The 16,768-nt window shown below is 60.4% G+C and carries 15 protein-coding genes; 6 read left to right on the top strand and 9 right to left on the bottom strand.

What is annotated here, in order from left to right:
• The 7 genes from mnmE to ACUZ9P_RS06750 all read right to left on the bottom strand — a co-directional run bounded on the left by mnmE (position 1) and on the right by ACUZ9P_RS06750 (position 6,601).
• Positions 1-1,413 carry a tRNA uridine-5-carboxymethylaminomethyl(34) synthesis GTPase MnmE gene (gene mnmE, locus ACUZ9P_RS06780; RefSeq protein WP_298992121.1) on the bottom strand — a complete coding sequence of 471 codons (1,413 nt, stop codon included), beginning with the start codon at positions 1,411-1,413 and terminating at the stop codon, positions 1-3.
• Positions 1,414-1,582: 169 nt separating this feature from the next.
• Entirely contained in the window at positions 1,583-3,049 is a 1,467-nt protein-coding gene (locus tag ACUZ9P_RS06775) for a R3H domain-containing nucleic acid-binding protein (RefSeq protein ID WP_449249142.1), read from the bottom strand.
• A gap of 40 nt (positions 3,050-3,089) precedes the next feature.
• Positions 3,090-4,739, bottom strand: coding sequence for a membrane protein insertase YidC (yidC, locus tag ACUZ9P_RS06770; protein ID WP_298992126.1), 1,650 nt, complete (start codon positions 4,737-4,739; stop codon positions 3,090-3,092).
• Between the two features lie 8 nt (positions 4,740-4,747).
• A complete protein-coding gene (gene yidD / locus ACUZ9P_RS06765; RefSeq protein ID WP_136400527.1) occupies positions 4,748-5,011 on the bottom strand; it encodes a membrane protein insertion efficiency factor YidD in 264 nt (87 codons plus the stop codon).
• Positions 5,008-5,400, bottom strand: a complete 393-nt coding sequence (gene rnpA, locus ACUZ9P_RS06760; RefSeq protein ID WP_022657772.1) for a ribonuclease P protein component — start codon at positions 5,398-5,400, stop codon at positions 5,008-5,010. Before rnpA ends, yidD begins: the two co-directional genes overlap by 4 nt.
• 36 nt (positions 5,401-5,436) lie before the next feature.
• Positions 5,437-5,571 carry a 50S ribosomal protein L34 gene (gene rpmH, locus ACUZ9P_RS06755; RefSeq protein ID WP_022657771.1) on the bottom strand — a complete coding sequence of 45 codons (135 nt, stop codon included), beginning with the start codon at positions 5,569-5,571 and terminating at the stop codon, positions 5,437-5,439.
• Positions 5,572-5,956: 385 nt separating this feature from the next.
• Complete coding sequence (locus ACUZ9P_RS06750) at positions 5,957-6,601, bottom strand: hypothetical protein (protein ID WP_449249141.1); 645 nt, start codon at positions 6,599-6,601, stop codon at positions 5,957-5,959.
• Positions 6,602-6,860: 259 nt separating this feature from the next.
• Here ACUZ9P_RS06750 and thrB point away from each other — a divergent pair, with 259 nt between their 5' ends.
• On the top strand, positions 6,861-7,424 hold the full coding sequence (thrB, locus tag ACUZ9P_RS06745; protein WP_449249140.1) for a homoserine kinase: 564 nt from the start codon (positions 6,861-6,863) through the stop codon (positions 7,422-7,424).
• Between the two features lie 283 nt (positions 7,425-7,707).
• Here thrB and ACUZ9P_RS06740 read toward each other — a convergent pair whose 3' ends face one another.
• Together ACUZ9P_RS06740 and ACUZ9P_RS06735 are read right to left on the bottom strand one after the other, a co-directional pair.
• On the bottom strand, positions 7,708-8,289 hold the full coding sequence (locus ACUZ9P_RS06740) for a translation initiation factor 2 (RefSeq protein WP_298992136.1): 582 nt from the start codon (positions 8,287-8,289) through the stop codon (positions 7,708-7,710).
• Positions 8,290-8,372: 83 nt separating this feature from the next.
• Positions 8,373-9,368: an OmpA family protein gene (locus ACUZ9P_RS06735; protein ID WP_449249139.1), complete on the bottom strand. Its 996-nt coding sequence runs from the start codon at positions 9,366-9,368 to the stop codon at positions 8,373-8,375.
• Positions 9,369-9,683: 315 nt separating this feature from the next.
• Between ACUZ9P_RS06735 and ACUZ9P_RS06730 the strand changes: the two genes are divergently transcribed.
• The 5 genes from ACUZ9P_RS06730 (at position 9,684) to ACUZ9P_RS06710 (ending at position 16,608) form a co-directional block, all read left to right on the top strand.
• Positions 9,684-10,634 carry a hypothetical protein gene (locus ACUZ9P_RS06730; protein ID WP_449249138.1) on the top strand — a complete coding sequence of 317 codons (951 nt, stop codon included), beginning with the start codon at positions 9,684-9,686 and terminating at the stop codon, positions 10,632-10,634.
• 3 nt (positions 10,635-10,637) lie between these two features.
• On the top strand, positions 10,638-11,957 hold the full coding sequence (cbiD, locus tag ACUZ9P_RS06725) for a cobalt-precorrin-5B (C(1))-methyltransferase CbiD (RefSeq protein WP_449249137.1): 1,320 nt from the start codon (positions 10,638-10,640) through the stop codon (positions 11,955-11,957).
• Positions 11,954-13,993 carry a precorrin-6y C5,15-methyltransferase (decarboxylating) subunit CbiE gene (gene cbiE, locus ACUZ9P_RS06720; protein WP_449249136.1) on the top strand — a complete coding sequence of 680 codons (2,040 nt, stop codon included), beginning with the start codon at positions 11,954-11,956 and terminating at the stop codon, positions 13,991-13,993. Before cbiD ends, cbiE begins: the two co-directional genes overlap by 4 nt.
• Before the next feature lie 4 nt (positions 13,994-13,997).
• Positions 13,998-14,786 carry a precorrin-4 C(11)-methyltransferase gene (gene cobM, locus ACUZ9P_RS06715; protein WP_449249135.1) on the top strand — a complete coding sequence of 263 codons (789 nt, stop codon included), beginning with the start codon at positions 13,998-14,000 and terminating at the stop codon, positions 14,784-14,786.
• Between the two features lie 340 nt (positions 14,787-15,126).
• Positions 15,127-16,608 (top strand): aldehyde dehydrogenase family protein, encoded by a 1,482-nt coding sequence (locus ACUZ9P_RS06710; RefSeq protein WP_449249134.1) that lies wholly within the window; start codon positions 15,127-15,129, stop codon positions 16,606-16,608.
• Positions 16,609-16,768: the final 160 nt, after the last annotated feature.

Below are 16,768 nucleotides of genomic sequence, written 5' to 3'. Positions count from 1 at the left end.
TTACTTACCAATGCAGAATTGGGCAAATATGCTGTTGAGCACTTCAGCCGGGCTGGAAAGCCCGGTCACTTCCCCCAGATGAGCGGCGGCCATATCAAGTCTGACCGCGCAACAATCGTAAGGCTGCCCTGCAACAACATCAGCACGCAGCCCTTCAAGTTCTTTCAAAGCCTTTTCCAGCGCCATGGATTGCCTTGCGTTGGGCGCAAGACCGTCTTCCGGCGCGGCATCCGAACCGCCCCCAAGCAGCACAGATCGCAACATGGTTGCAAGCTCTTCGACATATGTATCGGAAAGTGCGCTCACTGCGCAACAGGTTCGCGCACCAATCCAGCGGGGAGGGAACACTTTTGGCATGCAAATGTCACATTTGTTCCACACCACGAGCAGGGGCGTGTCGCCCACAGAGTCAAGAACCTCGCTGGCCGCAGGGTCAGGGCAGACCTCTGCCGCCGCACCCTCCTCGCCCAGCAGCCCGCCATCAAGCACAAGCACAACAAGGTCCGCCTGCGAAACTTTTTCGCGGCTGCGCGTTACGCCAAGCTGCTCAACGGTTTCTTCAGCCTGCCGCAGGCCTGCTGTGTCTGTCAGACGCACTGGCAGGCCGTCAAGATTGCAGGTTTCTTCCAGAAAATCACGCGTTGTGCCGGGGATATCGGTCACAAGGGCGCGCTCGCGCCCTAGCAGCGCATTGAGAAGGCTGGATTTGCCAGCATTCACCGCGCCAGCCAGCACCACCACGGCGCCCTGCTGCACGATCTGGGCCCGTCTGCTCCCGGCCAGCAGCCGCCGCACGGCCAGCATGACCCTGTCGAGAACTTCACAGAGCGCGGCTGGCTCCATGCCTTCAACTTCTTCGTCAGGAAAATCCACAGCAAGACACATCTGGGCGCGCAGCATTTCCAGTTCTTCGCGCAGTTCGGCAGTGCGCCGACCAAGAACGCCTTCCAGGCGGTTGAGCCCGTAGCGCAGGGCCTCGCGCGAGGGGGCGGCTATAAGCTCGGCCACGGCTTCGGCCTGGCTCAGATCTATGCGCCCGTTGACAAAGGCGCGGCGCGAAAACTCACCGCGCTCAGCCTGCCGCGCCCCATGGCGCAGCGCACTTTCAAGCACGGCCTGCACCAAAAAGGGGCCGCCGTGGCTGTGAATCTCGGCTACATCTTCGCCCGTGAAGGTACGCGGCCCAGGCATAAAAACAGCTAGGGCATCATCCAGCGCCTCGCCGTTCCAGTCCAGCACGCGGCCCCTGTGCAAAAGCCAGGGATGAAAATTTTCCACCTGTGCTGAAAGGGGCAGAAACATACGGGCAAGAATTTTCTTGGCCCGAGGGCCGGAAAGGCGCACTATGCCAATCCCCCCGGCACCGGGAGGGGTTGCAATGGCGGCGATGGTATCGCCACGATCTGTCTGCATTGCTGTTTCCATATCTTGCCCTATGTTTGCGCGGCTTCGCCAACGCGTGTTGCCGGAGATCTGCGCCCAGTCAGGCTGTTTCTCCGGCAACGTAACAAGCACCTTCAAGACCCTGCTGGCCCCGCTTGCGGTATGAGCGCGCCTAGCGCATCTGCCAGTGAGGCTGAAGCTAGGCGCGTTCTCCCTTTCTGCGCATTATGACCACGCGCTTCATGGGGCCATCGCCCGTACTGCGGGTCTGCACGTCAACGGCCTCTTGCAGGCACACGTGCACAATACGCCGATGGTACGAAGAAAGCGGCCTTGTGGAGTAGGAGCGCCCGCTCTGGCGCACCTTGTCTGCAAGAGCCAGAGCCATTTCGCGCAGTTTTTCATCCTGACGGCGGCGGTATTCCCCGGCGTCAAGCTGCACACGCACGGCTGCATTCATACCGCGCGATACAATGCGCGATATCATGTATTGCAGGGCGGCAAGGGTCTGCCCCTCGCGACCAATCAGAAGGCCGGAGTCTTCATCGCAATCAATGCCCACATAAACCCTGCCGCCGCCGATCTTGACGGTGATGCCCACGCCGTCCCCTGTAATGGGTCGGATGAGCTTGCGCACGGTTTCATCCACAAGGGCTTCAAGTTTTGCGGCGTCAAGCTGCTCCAGGGGAGTAACCGGCAAACCCTCGCCTGCGGCTTCAAAATCATCTTCCAGTCCATCCGCAGGTGCGTCAGGGCGCGGTGCGCGCTCTGGGCGGTGATTCTCGCGCTGGGCGGAACGGGCCTCTGCCCTGCCGTTGTTCCTGGTGTCGGAACGGTTGCTTGAACGATTGTCAGGTTGACTGTCAGGCCGGGAATCATTGCGCCGCCCTCTGGCTTCGCGCGCAGGGGTCTCGGCGGGATTGACCGCCTCCACGCCTTCTCCGCCTTCCACATTTCTGCCTGTGCGGTCACGGCCCCGGTCGTTTCTGGAATTTCTGCCGGAAGGCTTGGCCCCATTTCTGTCAGGCTTGCCGTTACGCTCGCCCCGGCGATCAAAGGGCCGGTCGGCGGGTTTTTCCAGCACATTGCCATTAACGGCGGCATCCAGATCTTCTTCACTCTCAAAGGCGTCCAGAGACTGCGGCTTGCGGTTGCGGCCCCGGTTGCGCCTGTCATCCTGCTGGTTGCGTCTGTCGTCTTGTTGATTACGCTGAGGGCGGGCCTCCTGCTGGCGGTCACGCCCGTCGCCCCGGCCATTTTCGGCCTGAACCTCGGGAGCGTTGGGAGCACCCGAAGTCTTGGGGGCAGCCGATGCTGACGGCTCAGGTGCAGCCGTAGGCGCTTGCTCTTGCCGGTTGCCGCCGTTTTTGCGCTGCTCCACAGCCCCGGAGTTCTCACTCGCAGATGCGGGCTGCCCGACAGACGGCGCAGGGACCGGAGCCCCCTCGCCGTTCTTTCTGCCCAGAATGCTTTCCACAGTCTCGCGCAGTTGCACACGCCTTGCGCGAACCTGAGCCTTGCGCGCTCCAACGATGCCGAAAATGCCGGACTTGGCGTCCTGCACGATTTCAATCTCGAGCTTTTCACGCGCTGTATTGAAGTAGCCGCAGGCTTCTTCTATGGCGCTGTCGAGATCCTTTCCCTGGAATTCCTTAAACCCTTCCATACGAACCCCTTGCTGTGTCACGCGAACCCGCCGGGGCGGCCTACTTCGCTGCGGATGTAGAGAACTTCTTCGCCATCATCCTCTGCTGCGCAATGGACAGGATGTTGTTGACCAGCCAGTACACCACGAGGCCCGAGGGGAAGCTCAGGAACATGGCGGTGAAGATCAGCGGCAGGAACATCATGATCTTCTGCTGGGTGGGGTCAGTGGCCGGGGGGCTCATTTTCTGCTGGATGAACATGGTCAGGCCCATGACGACGGGCGTGATGTAGAACGGGTCTTTAGCCGAAAGGTCAGCCAGCCAGATGATGTCAGTGCCGGGCAGATAGGTGATGAAGGGCGCGTGACGCAACTCGATGGACGTGAGCAGGGCCTGATACAGGCCAAAGAACACGGGCATCTGGATGAGAATGGGCACACAGCCGCTGGCCGGGTTAACCCCGTAGGTCTTGTAGAGCGCCATGACTTCCTTGTTCATGAGCTCCTTGTTGTCCTTGTGCTTCTCACGAATAGCCACCATGTGCGGCTGAAGCTTCTTCATCTTTTCCATGGAGGCGTAGCTCTTGGCCGTAAGGGGCCAGAACAGGGCCTTGATGAGAACCGTCAGCAAAATGATGGCCACGCCCCAGTTGTTCACGTACTTCTGGAAAAATTCAAGCAGCCACAGCAAGCCCTTGGCGATCACATGGAACATGCCAAGGTCAATACTCTTGGCAAGCTGGTCAGAAACGGCGGCAAGCTTGGCGCGTTCCTTGGGGCCAACCCAGTAAGAAACCGTAAGTTCGCGCTCCTGACCGGGGCCGAGCATCACTTCAGGTTCTTCAACGGCAGCGCGGAACACGTTCTGCTGCATGCGGCCCTTGACGGTCACGTTGCTCGTGTCGCCGGGCAGCACCGCAGCAAGAAAATAGGTGCTCATGGTGCCAGCCCAGTAAATCTTGCCAGCAACCTGCGCGCCTGTGGTTTCAAGCGTTTTGGGCGAAGATTCTTCGCCAAGGCTTCCATCGTTGTCCCAGGCAAGGCGCATGGCATCGTAACGGTCGCCTGCGGCATTGCTGGCATCGGCGGCCACAGTGTAGCTGACGCGAACACTGCGGGCCTGATCTGTGGTGTTCACCACGCGGATTTTTTCGCGGATAAGATAGGTATCGGAGCTAAAGGTCATTTCGCGGATAACGCGCAGGCTGTCCACCTCGCCGTCAAAGCGCAGCACGCCCTGCTGTCCGGCGCCGATGTTCAGGCCGTTTTCGTTGCCTTCCACAGACCACTGACCAGTGCTCCACGAGGGCTGACTGTTTACCACAAGGCCCAGAGGGGCAACTGCGGCGGTCTTGGGGTCAACAAGGTTGACCAGCGGGGAATCCACCGCAAGACCGGTCTGATACTGCTTGAGCTTGAAGGAGCGCAGCGCGCCGCCGCCAGTGTGAAAAACGGCTTCATAAAGGGGGGAGTTGACCGTGAGGTCGCGGCCCGGGGCGGGCGTGAATACGGGCATGGCCTGCTGCGCGGTTGCGGCGGTCTGCTGGGCCTGTTGCTGCTGGGCAGCCTGCTGCTGCTCCTGCTGTTGCTGGGCAACAATGGCCGGATCAGGCTTGCGGACCCAGCCCATGTACTCGGACACGTAACTCCAGCCCACAATAACGACGAGGCACAAAAGGATGGCGATGATCAGATTTTTTCCGTCTTGCATGAGGGCGTTCACTCCTGGGACAGTGGCGGGACGTCACGGGGACGTCTTGGTGGTGGAACAGGATCATAGCCTGAACCGCCCCAGGGGTGGCAGCGGGCAAGACGCTTGAGCGCAAGCCAGCCGCCCCGGAATATGCCGTGGGTCATGATGGCCTCTGCGGCATAGGCGGAACAGGTGGGATAAAACCGACAGGCGGGGGGAAGCACTGGCGAGATGCAAAGCTGGTAAACGCGTATGGGTAATATGCACAGATTACGCAGCAAATGACTCATGGCAGCCCATCCAATGCCGGACGGCCCGGCTCTCGCCGAACCACGCGCCGCATCAGCGGCAAAAGCTCGGCGGCTACGCTGGCCAAATCCAGCGCAGCCTCTCCGGCATGCTTTTTAGCAACGGTAACGATGTCAGCTTCTTTGGGCAAATCGCTGCGATGCAGGCGATAAAATTCCCTCAGCAGCCTTTTGACGCGATTGCGCACAACAGCATTGCCTACCTTGCGGGAAACAGCCATGCCAGTGCGCGCAGCTAGACCGGGACTATTGCCCGACAGCACAAAAACAAGGAAATGCTCTGTATGCAGACGCCTGCCCCGCTCATAGCACGCTACGAATTCCGCCCTACGGCGTATCCGCAGGTGCTGCGGCAGACCATTCTGGTTCATGGGAATACCCATGTAGAACGGGGCAAGCCCGCCCCGCTAGGCGCTCAGAACCTTACGGCCCTTGGCGCGGCGACGACGGATGATGGCGCGCCCGCTGGGGGTGGCCATGCGGGTACGGAACCCGTGAGTGCGGGCCCTTCTGATTTTGCTCGGCTGATATGTTCTTTTCATGGCAGACTCCTTAAAAAATTTCCGGCAGGGCCTTGGGCCGACCACCGGAGCGATGCGGCACGCCGGGCCTGAGCGGTTTTGGGGCTACCCCCGGCTTTTAAGCGCGGAAGGGCAGCATTGCCCTGGCGTTAAAATATATGGAAGAAGCTACATACACGCCAGCACGGTCTCCGTCAAGCGCCAGATTCCCCATACGACGCGCGACTACAATGCCCTTGTTGCAAACATGCCGCAAGAGTAAACGCGCCACGCTCAAAAAAAATCTGATCTCAGCGCCTTCACACATTTTTTAGCGGATACTTCAAAGCGGCGCAGGCGGCTCGTGTGGCAAACATGGTTCGCGTGCGCAGTCATCACGAACCAGGATACCCGATATCTCAAGGCGTTAAGGCCGGGCGTTGGCCCTCGGCAGCACGTCATCCGCTGAAAATGCCGGTGGTGCGGGCACATCTGGCATAGCCCCGCTACCAGCACCACCAATACTGCCCACAGACGATGCCGCTGCCGACGAATATGGCATGGGCGCAGAACTTGGCGCGGGCACAGCATTGGCCGCTTTGGTCGGGCCAGCAGCAGAAGCGCCAGACTTGGCCTGCGCTGGAGCAGCGTTGCTCAGCGGCGGGATGGCGCTGCTGCTGACAGGCGCCGGAAGAGATGTTTTGCCCACCCCCTTGGGTGCCGGAGATGTGGCGGGCTGCGGGGCGGCCTTTGAAACCTTGACCTTGCGCTTTGCCTGGCGCGCGGGCGTTTTTTTGTCCACCTGAGGAGTCATGGCCAACTCCGGTACAGCCGCAGGATCCACAAACCGCGCCCCTTCCAGCGCAATCTGCCGGGGCGTCACCAGTGTGTTCCAATACAGCCGCCCGCCACCGCTGTGCAGCCACACATCGGTAAGGTTGGTGGCCCCGGAGGCTGTGTGAGCAGGTACCTGAGGCGGCAGGGGGACGGCCTCCACGGCGGCCGCAACGGGAGCGCGGCAAAGGGAAAATGCCAAAAAAGCAAGCAATAACATACCAACTGTCTTGCGCATAAAACTCACCTCTACTGCGCTTATCGGCCTTGAAGCAAAAAAACTTTAGCCTGCGAAAAAAAAGAGCTCCGGCGCAGAGGAGAATGCAGAATGCAGAATGCTGCGCACCGTCAGCCGCTGGTTGGCAAAGCCCGGCGTTGACAGGCAGCGTTGGCTTGGGCACATTCCCACTAACCGATTTACTTTCAGAAATTTACGTATGCACCCGCATGACCGCATAGAGGCCATGCGCTTCCATTCAAGCAATTCAGGAGTCCGCATGTCCAGCAAGCCGGATTTAACCGCAGCCCCCTCGATGCCTGCCCCCTGCATAACCCTCATAGGCATGGCCGGAGCGGGCAAATCCACTGTGGGTTCAGCCCTGGCGCAGGAGCTGGGATGGGCTTTTGTTGACAGCGACCACCTGATCGAAGCCGCCTACGGCGCACGCCTGCAAGACATCACCGACACATTGGGCAAGGCAGCCTTTCTGGATACCGAGGGCAAAGTAATCTGCGCCATCAAGGCCAACAGAACGGTCATAGCCACTGGCGGCAGCGTCATCTACCGCGATGCGGCCATGCGGCATCTGGCTGCGCTTGGGCCTGTCGTTTATATTGATGTGCCCTTTCATCTGATTGAAGAACGCATCGCCCGCAATCCAGAACGCGGCATTGCCATGAACCCCGGCGAAAAGCTCGAGGATATTTTTAACGAACGCAAGGCCCTGTATACATATTATGCAACCCTGCGTTGCCCCGCCGAGGGTAAAAATCCGGCCCAGTGCGCGCGCTGGATTCGCGATCACCTGCCCGAGGGTTTTCTAAAAGGCGATGCCGCCTGATCTGGCTCTTGCCGCTCCCACCACTGGCAAGGGCAATTCACCCATTTTGTTCTGACCGTATTGCCAGGGCCAAAAGCCCGGTCCATTCTGCGTATCAGGGCCAGCCTGCGGGTGCAGTTCTGTCTGTACGGTGGCACCGCCGCTCACGATCAAAAAAAGCAAAAGCGGGGCCGAAACCCCGCTGAAATCTCTTCACGAACGGCGAATCACCGGTCGTGGAACATCCGCTCCGGCAGAACGCAGCACCAGGCAGCGCGCAACCAGAGCGGCGTTACTACTTTTGCTAATACTGCCAGGTCGAACCGTCAAAACGGATCAGCTCGTTAATGTTGCGGGCCTTGACCTGTTCGCACGAAGCAGTAGACATCGCTTCCTGACGGGTCTTGCCACGGCAATCCATTACCCTTTCCTGATACCGGATAAAGCCGACGTACTGACCAGTGGGGCTGGGGCGCAATTCAGTGGTTACGTTGGAAGAGTCCACATCAATGTAGGTCCCCACGTAATCCTTGCCGTCCTGGCGCACTTCCCTGGAAGACTTGGAAGGCATCACCGTGCGGGCAGCCTGGGCAGCCAGCCTGTTGCCCACCATGGTGAGCTCGGCGGCGACCTGGGCTTCGGTCTTCGCGCCTTTTTTGGTGGCAACGGGCTTAACTTCAGCCGGTTTTTCGGCCTTGGTTTTACCCTTCTTGCCCTTCGCGTCCTTGGCAGGAGCAACAGGGGCCGGAGCCGGTTCGGGGGCTGCGGTCTGTTCCTGCGGCTGAGCGGGCTTTATTTCTTCATCTGTGGAAGAAGAGCCGCCAAACCAGGCGCAACCGCCAGTGGTCAACCCCAACGTGAGAATGAGTGCCAGAATCTTACGCATGTGCCATGCACCTCATAAAAAGCCGGGCGGCATACACCACCCGGCTTTTGCTTTAATTCGACTGACGCGAAGACGCTCCGAGATTACTCGAAGGACACTTCGGTGCGCCGGTTCATGGCGCGACCTTCGTCGGTCTTGTTGTCATACTTGAAGGACTTGCCGCGGCCAATGGCGGTCATGCGGCTGGAGGGGATGCCCTGCTTCACGAGGTAGTTCTTCACGGAGCTGGCGCGTTCCTGCGAAAGCTTCATGTTGTAAGCATCGGAACCCACAAAGTCGGTCCAGCCGGAGAGAACAACGCGCTTGTTGGGGTTGTTCTTGATCAGGGTGGCGGCTTCGTTCAGGATGCCCATGGCCTTGCCGTCAAGAGCATAGGAATTGAAAGCGAAGTGCACGCCGCGCAGCACAATGACGTCTTCGTCCTTGCAGAACACGGAAAGCACAAAGCGTTCAACAGCGGCATCGCTGGTGGCCAGATCTTCACCGCGCACCACAATGGCGTTGGAGTTCAGAGCGCCGAGCTTTTTGATGGTGGCTTCACCGTTGGGGGTGTCGGCCAGGGAGATAACATGCACAACCAGGTTACGCTGGCTGGCGTACATCTGGCTCACAACCTGCACGAGGTCGGTACCACGGTTGTTGTCGCCGTCGGTCACGAGGATCAGGGCGGCGTCGCGCTTCATGCTGGAGATGAAGGGTTCATACGCCTGCAAGCCGGTGCCCATGCTGGTCATGCGACCAAAAATATCAAAGTCGCTACGCAGCTTTTTGATGCCCGCAGCCATGGCGGCGCGGTCCCAGGGACCCTGAGAAATGATGGCGCTGTTGGGCGTAATGGTGTGCAAGCCACCATTGTAGCTCAGAGCGGGGATAGCGGCGTTGATGCGCGTAAGCACATTTTTGGCCACAACAATCTTGTCCTGCTTGAGCCTGTCGTTCTTCATCATCATGGAACCAGAATAGTCCACTACGAAGTCGAAGCTCTCAATTTTCTTGTTACAAGCTGGAGCGGCCGCAGCGGCCACGGCGTAGCTCAGAACAAGAGCGGCCGCAAGAGCAAGAAGACGAAACGATTTCATACTGCCTCCCAAACGTTGTTAGTGTCGTCGATTACCGTCAACAACAGTAAATCGCGGTGTGCCCGCCACGTTACCGGCTCACTCACAGCCATAGGCCTTGGAGACGGCAACTGCCTTTCACATACCCGCGTTTAGGAAAAACCGCAAGTTGTAAATAGGAAACACTCTTTCGCTTTTTCATCACAGTCCAACTGCAACGTACATCCGATTATTTCCTTTTGTCAGCAAAAATCTGGCGGCTGCCCCCACTCTGCCGCCAGCGCTGGACAGCTAGCCGGGGCTGAGGCATACTTTGTCAAGAACCAAGGATTTTCCATGCCTGCACTGACTTTTTCCAAATGGAGCCCCGGGGGCAACACCACCCTGCTTTTCCCCGACACTGGCCAGCGCCCGGCAGAACAGGCGCGTCTGGCGTCATTGGCGCTGGATTCTTCCATGCTTGGGGGCGAACAGGCGGGATTTGTGAACCTGCCCCAGCACAAGCTGCGCATGGCGGGCGGTGAATTTTGCGTCAATGCCAGCCGCGCTGTGGGGGCCTTGCTGGCATACTCTGCCCAATATTCAGGCCCGGAACAGGGAATGCTGGACGGAATTGCCCCTCGCAACGAGCGAGCGCCCGAAGCTGCTGCCCCCGCAGAAAACCCTGTCCGCTTTGATGAAATCCAGGTTTCCGGCTGGCAGACGCCTGTGCGCCTGCGCACCCGAGGCTCTGCCCCGCTCTGGCAGGTGGAGGCCCTGCTGCGCCTCCCTGAATATTCCATTACTACTATAGAAAAAGGCGCGCATCTGGTTCGCCTGCCGGGCATCTGCCATCTGCTGCTTGGCGGGGCAACGCACCCCCTGCCCGATGACTGCCATGCCGTGGCCGCCCAGCTACGCCAGCAGCACGGCCTTGAGGCCGAACCTGCCGCAGGCGTCATCTGGTGGCGGGAATGCCAGGGCCTGCTGGACATGCTGCCCCTTGTGCATGTGCGCGATGCTGGAACAACATTTCTTGAGAATGCCTGCGGTTCAGGGGCCTTGGCCCTGGCCCTGTGCCTTGCGCGTGCAGGCACACGCCGATCTTTTTCCATCATGCAGCCCGGCGGTTCGGCCCTGGACGTGCGGCTGTTTGCCGAAGGCGGCCTTGATATGGCTGGCATAGACGGCCCGGTGTCGCTTGTGGCCCGTGGCAAGGTCTGGCTGCCCGATCCTGACGCCCGCCCCGGGTTGGCCCCAAATCCGGCTCCCGGCCTGACATCCAGTTTGTCCCCCACTTTGAGCTGACGCATGGCCGAAAAGCTTCGGGAAGGGTTCACTACCGGCAGCGCCGCCACGGGGGCAGCGCTGGCCGCATTGCAACTGTTGCGCACAGGCACAGCGCCGGATGCAGTCCCGGTGCCCCTGCCCCCTTTTGGGGGTGGTCAGGGCAAGCACAATCAGTGCAAGGGCAGCAATGGCCGGCCTGAGCCTCGGGGCTGGCTGCGCCTGAACATTGAAAGCTGCGCCACAGGCCCTGCGCCGGAACTGGACGCCGCATGGGCTGCTGCCGAAGCTGGCGCCGCAAGCGGGCTGACCGATCCGCCTCCACCGGGCATCATTGCCATTGCCCACGCCAGCATAATCAAGGACGGCGGCGATGACCCTGACGCCACGTCTGGCGCGCGCATAACGGCCACGGTGGTCGAGAGCGCGCTGCCCCCCAAGCATCGCCCTGCAAACCAGGTCGAGGATGCGGTACGGCATACGCCCGCCCATAACGCGGGGGGGGCATACCCCGACACGGCAGTTGCATACCCCGACCACATCATTATAAAGGGAGGGCCGGGGGTGGGGCGCGTCACCTTGCCCGGTCTGCCTGTAGCCATTGGTCAGGCTGCGGTCAACCCGGTACCACGCCAGCAGATAACCTACGCCCTGCAAGCGCAGGAACAGGAATATGCCGCTGCCCTCCAGTGCCGCACATGGCTGACGGTATTTGTCAGCGTGCCTGCTGGCGCGCAGCTGGCGCACAAGACCTTCAACCCCAGATTGGGCATTGAAGGCGGCATTTCCATATTGGGAACCCAGGGCACGGTGCGTCCGTTCAGCCATGATGCGTGGAAGGCCACCATTGAGCAGGGACTTGCCGTGGCCCGCGCCACAGGCTGCCAATGCGCATGCCTGACCACGGGAAGGCGCTCTGAACGGCTGCTTATGGAGCGCTACCCCGAGCTGCCGGAGCGATGCTTTGTGCAGGTGGCGGATTTTGCGCAGTTCTCCCTGCAAGCTGTAGGGAGCATGCAGTTTGAGCGCATTATCTGGGGCTGTTTTTTTGGTAAACTGGTCAAGCTGGCCCAAGGGCATGCGTACACTCATGCCAAGGATTCCACGCTGGACATGCAGGCCCTTGGGCGGCTTGCCAGCGAGGCTGGCGCTGCCTGCGCGGATGCCGTCACCCGGTGCGTAACAGCAGCTCACGCACTGGAACTGCTGCTGGCAGACAGCGCCGGGGCAGAGACTATCAAGCGGGTGGCGCAGCAGGCGGCACGCACAGCGCAACTTTTTGCAGGCCGCCCCGTGAGCTTGCACCTTTTTCACACTGACGGCAGGGAATTATTGGCGTTATGAAACATCAGGTCTCACTGCCCGGCTTTGCCGTGCCAACCCATACGCCCGACACCCAGACACGGGACGATGACGCAGCCAACACAGTTCCGGCCGAGGCCCTTGCCGCTGGCCCACTGGAGACTCCCTGCGAGCATCCTGCAGGTCAGCCCCTTGCGCAGGCCGCTGCCGAGGCTGTTGAGCAGGCTGCCAACTTGCCGAAATTTCCTGCTGACGACCCGGCTGCTGCCCCAAATATCTGCGCCTTTGCGGAGCCCGCCTCTCCGCACTGTGACGCCGCGATTACCACGGATAAAGCGCTGCCCTTCTCTGGCAGTGCGAACACCGAAACGGCAGATGCGGACGCATCAGACAGGGATGACCCCCTCCTTATAGATTCCACTCCCGCAAACGCCGATGAAGCCCCTGCTGCGCCCGCAGAGTTGGCGGGCGAATCCGCTGCAACAGCAGCTACAAGCACTCTTGCCGCCAATACCACACAGGCCGCACCTGAGGCCGAAAGCGCGCCTGCCATTGCCGCAACTCGCGCAGCCACGCCCGCCAGCCCCGCCGTTGCAGGCACGTCCGAGCAGGATGACTGGCCGCCCATGTCGGAAATGTTGCAGTCATTCTTTGTTTTTGAGCCAACAACTGTCGCGCCGGAACCCATCACGGTCATGGGCCTCGACTGCGCACGCCCGCGAGGCATGGCAGGTCTGGCCGAAGCGCAGCGCCAGCTGGCGGAACAAGCCGATGTGATCTGCGCCGGACGCATGCTGCTGGAGGAATTTTCCAGCAGTAGTCTGGAATCCAGCAACACCTCAAACTTGGCAGCAACGGGTGCCGCAGACGGACATTCCACAGAAGGTCAGCCCGCACATGACCAGACAGCAGACGATCAGAATGCCTCACCCGCAGCAGGCCCCGCTCTCAAGGCGCGGCTGCTGCCCCTGACCACGCCGCTGGAACCGCTGCTCACCCGGCTCAGCCAGTTGCGGGCCGCAGGGGAGCGTGTGCTTGTGCTGGCAGACGGCGACCCCCTGCTCTTTGGCATCGGCGCGACCCTTGTGCGCCGCATGGGGGCAGATGCCGTGCGCCTGCTGCCCGCTGTCAGTTCTCTGCAGCAGGCTTGCGCGCGCCTTTCCTTGCCGTGGCACAAGGTTATCTGCCTCTCCCTGCACGGTCGAGATGATTTGCGCCCCCTCAACGTGGCCTGCGGCAAGAATGCGCCGCTCTGCATCCTTACTGATGCGCGCATGTCGCCCGATGTGCTCGCTCGCCATCTGCTCGACCGTGGGGTGGATTGGTTTGATGCCCATATTTTTGAACGCATGGGCGCTGCCGATGAATGCGTCAGCCACCTGAGCATGGCCGATGCCGCTGGGCGCGAATTTGGCCCGGCCTGCACAATGGTGCTGATACCGATGGCTCCGGCCCGCCGCCCGCATCTTGGGCTTGACGCCGACCAGCTTGCGGTTGACCGTGGCCTCATAAGCAAAAAGCCCGTGCGCGCCGCCGCTCTGGCGCTGCTGCGCATTGAAGCCGGGCATGTGGTGTGGGATCTCGGTTCCGGCTCGGGCGCTGTGGCTCTTGAAGCTTCCGTGCTGGCGCACGAGGGCCGCGTGATCGCGGTGGAACGCTCCGCCGGCCGCGCCATGGGCATTCAGGAAAACCGCCGCCGCTTTGGCGCGGCCAATGTGGAAGTACGCCTCGGGCAAGCCCCCGAATGCCTGCCCGGTCTGCCTGATCCGCAACGGGTATTTATAGGCGGCGGCCTTTCCGGTGATGACGGGGATGACATCTTGGGGCATGTATGCCTGCGCCTGCCTGTGGGGGGGCGCGTGGTGGTCAGTTGTGTGCTTCTGGACAGTTTCAGCCTGTGCCGCCGCTTTTTTGAAGACATGGGCTGGCCTGTGGAAATTCTGCAAATCAGCGCATCTGAGGGCAAGAGCCTTGGCGGCGATGTGCACCTGGCGGCCATGAACCCCGTATTTTTGCTTGCCGCCCAAAAACCCGCGCCTGCTCCCATCCAGTCCGGCGCACAGCCCGAAGGCAGGTAGCAGCATGGACAACGCGCAGCAGACCGGGATTACGCCCGGCATCGTTACATTTGTGGGCGCAGGGCCAGGCGATCCAGACCTCATGACCATCAAGGGGCGCAAGGCCATTGAGCAGGCCGCCCTTGTGCTCTATGCGGGTTCGCTGGTACCGCGCGAGGTGGTGGCCTGCGCCGCGCCCAACGCCATGGTTGTGGATTCCGCCCCACTGAATCTTGAGCAGTGCCATGCGCTGGTGCGGGCAACCGCGCTGGAGGGCCGCTCCGTGGCCCGCGTGCATACGGGCGACCCCTCCTTGTACGGCGCCTTGCGCGAACAGGCCGCCCTGCTGGATGCGGACGGCATCCCCTGGCGTGTGGTGCCGGGCGTTACCGCCGCCTGTGCGGCTGCGGCTGCGGCGGGCATTACCTTTACCGTACCGGAAGTAACCCAGAGCCTCATTATCAGCCGCCTTGAAGGGCGCACTCCGGTGCCGCCGCGCGAACATCTGCATCTGCTGGCGCAGCATGGGGCCTCCATGGCCGTATACCTTTCCGCAGCGTCAGGTCAGGCTCTTCAGGACGAGCTTTCGCGCAGCTTGCCGCCAGAAACCCAGGTTTTTTGCGCCCATATGGTCAGCTGGCCCGAGGAGCAGCTGCACTGGACAACGCTGGGCGAGCTGGCCCAGTGCATAACACGCCACAACCTCACCCGGCAGACCGTTTTTCTTGTGCTGCCCGCAGAAAGCCGCGAGGGTGCGCCCTCCCGCCTGTACGCCGCCGATTTTTCGCACGGTTACCGCTCAGCCGAAAGCTGATTTCATTCCGACATACCGCCATTACTATGGGATTCAGGCAGTGTGCTTTTACGCATCCTGGCTGAATCCCATATCTTTTTTGATCGAGCCATCCTGCTACGCAATAATAGCGTGACACATTTGCAAAATAAGCCTGCATTGCTTTATTTACTACGCAACAAGCAGATTTTATAGTGTTGCATGATTATATAAATATAATTTTAAATTGTATTTTTTTTCACAATGTGTATTAAATCATGCCATCATGAACAAAAATCTACTATTCAATATGGATTTGCAATCCATATATCTCCCCTATTGTCTTTTTAGACAATCATGGTTTAAAAAAAAGGAGTGATTCATGAACAAACCGGATATTCAGGATTCGTACTCCCTATTCATCGACGGCCAGTGGAAACAGGCCTCTGACGGCGGCACGTTTGAAACGTTCTGCCCCGCCAATGGCGAACGCCTGGCAACCTGCGCCGAAGCCACCAAGGAAGACGTGGACGCAGCTGTGGCGGCTGCCAACAATGCCTGGGACAGCTGGAAAAAGATCGACCCCATTGAACGGGCCAATATGCTGCTGAAAATTGCAGACATTATTGATGCCAACAAAGAACACCTTGCCATGGTGGAAACCCTGGACAACGGCAAGCCCATCCGGGAAACCATGAATGTGGACGTTCCCTTTGCCGCCGACCACTTCCGCTACTTTGCCGGGGTGGTGCGCGCCGATGAAGGCACCGCCGTCATGCTGGACGAAAACACCATGTCCCTGGTGTTCCGCGAACCCATAGGCGTTGTGGGCCAGATTGTGCCGTGGAACTTCCCCTTCCTCATGGCTGCCTGGAAGCTGGCCCCCGTGCTTGCCGCCGGGTGCTGCACCGTGTTCAAGCCTTCCAACCACACGTCCCTTTCCGTGCTGGAGCTGGCGCGGCTTATTGCAGGTGTGCTGCCAAAGGGCGTGTTCAACGTCATCACCGGGCGCGGCTCCCGCTCCGGCCAGTTCATGCTCGAGCATCCCGGCTTCCGCAAGCTGGCCTTCACCGGGTCTACAGAAGTTGGCCGTCAGGTTGGCCTTGCAGCGGCAAAACGCCTCATCCCCTCCACCCTTGAGCTGGGCGGCAAATCGGCCAACATCTACTTTCCCGATTGTCAGTGGGATCTGGCCATGGACGGCCTGCAAATGGGCATTCTGTTCAACCAGGGGCAGGTATGCTGCGCCGGGTCGCGCGTGTTTGTGCATGAGGACATTTACGACCAGTTTGTGGCAGAAGCCGTGGAACGCTTCAACCGCGTTAAGGTTGGCCTGCCGTGGGATCCCGCAACCCAGATGGGTTCGCAGATTTACGAATCGCACCTCAAGGCCATTCAGCTTTGCATTGAACAGGCCAAGGCGGAGGGAGCCACCGTGCTTTGCGGCGGCGAGCGCATCACGGATGGCGAGCTTGCCAAGGGCTGCTTCATGCGTCCTACCCTGCTCGGCAACGTCACCAACACCATGCGTGTGGCGCAGGACGAAATCTTCGGCCCCGTGGCGGTCATCATCAAGTTCAGAACGGAAGAGGAAGTTGTGGCCATGGCCAACGACAGCCCCTACGGTCTGGGCGGCGCTGTCTGGACGCGCGACATCAACAGGGCCATGCGCATAAGCCGCGCCATTGAAACAGGCCGCATGTGGGTGAATACCTACAACAGCATCCCGGCCGGCGCGCCCTTTGGCGGGCACAAGGAGTCGGGCATCGGGCGTGAAACGCACAAGATCATTCTTGAGCATTACACCCAGCAAAAAAACATCCTCATCAACCTCTCGGAAAAGCCCACGGGATTCTATCCCTAGCAGCAAGCACACATGCGGCGAACGCTCTGGGCGGTTGCCGACGTATCAGAACGGCCCCGGAAGGGGCCGTTCTCTCTGGCGAGGCCACACTGAGAGCCGCCATAAAAAACGCGAGAGGCAGAGGCCCCACGCCCCCGCTACAGGCGCAATGCGCCGAGGA

Source organism: Desulfovibrio intestinivivus (genome assembly GCF_053570665.1).
This window is presented reverse-complemented; position numbering and strand designations above follow the sequence as displayed.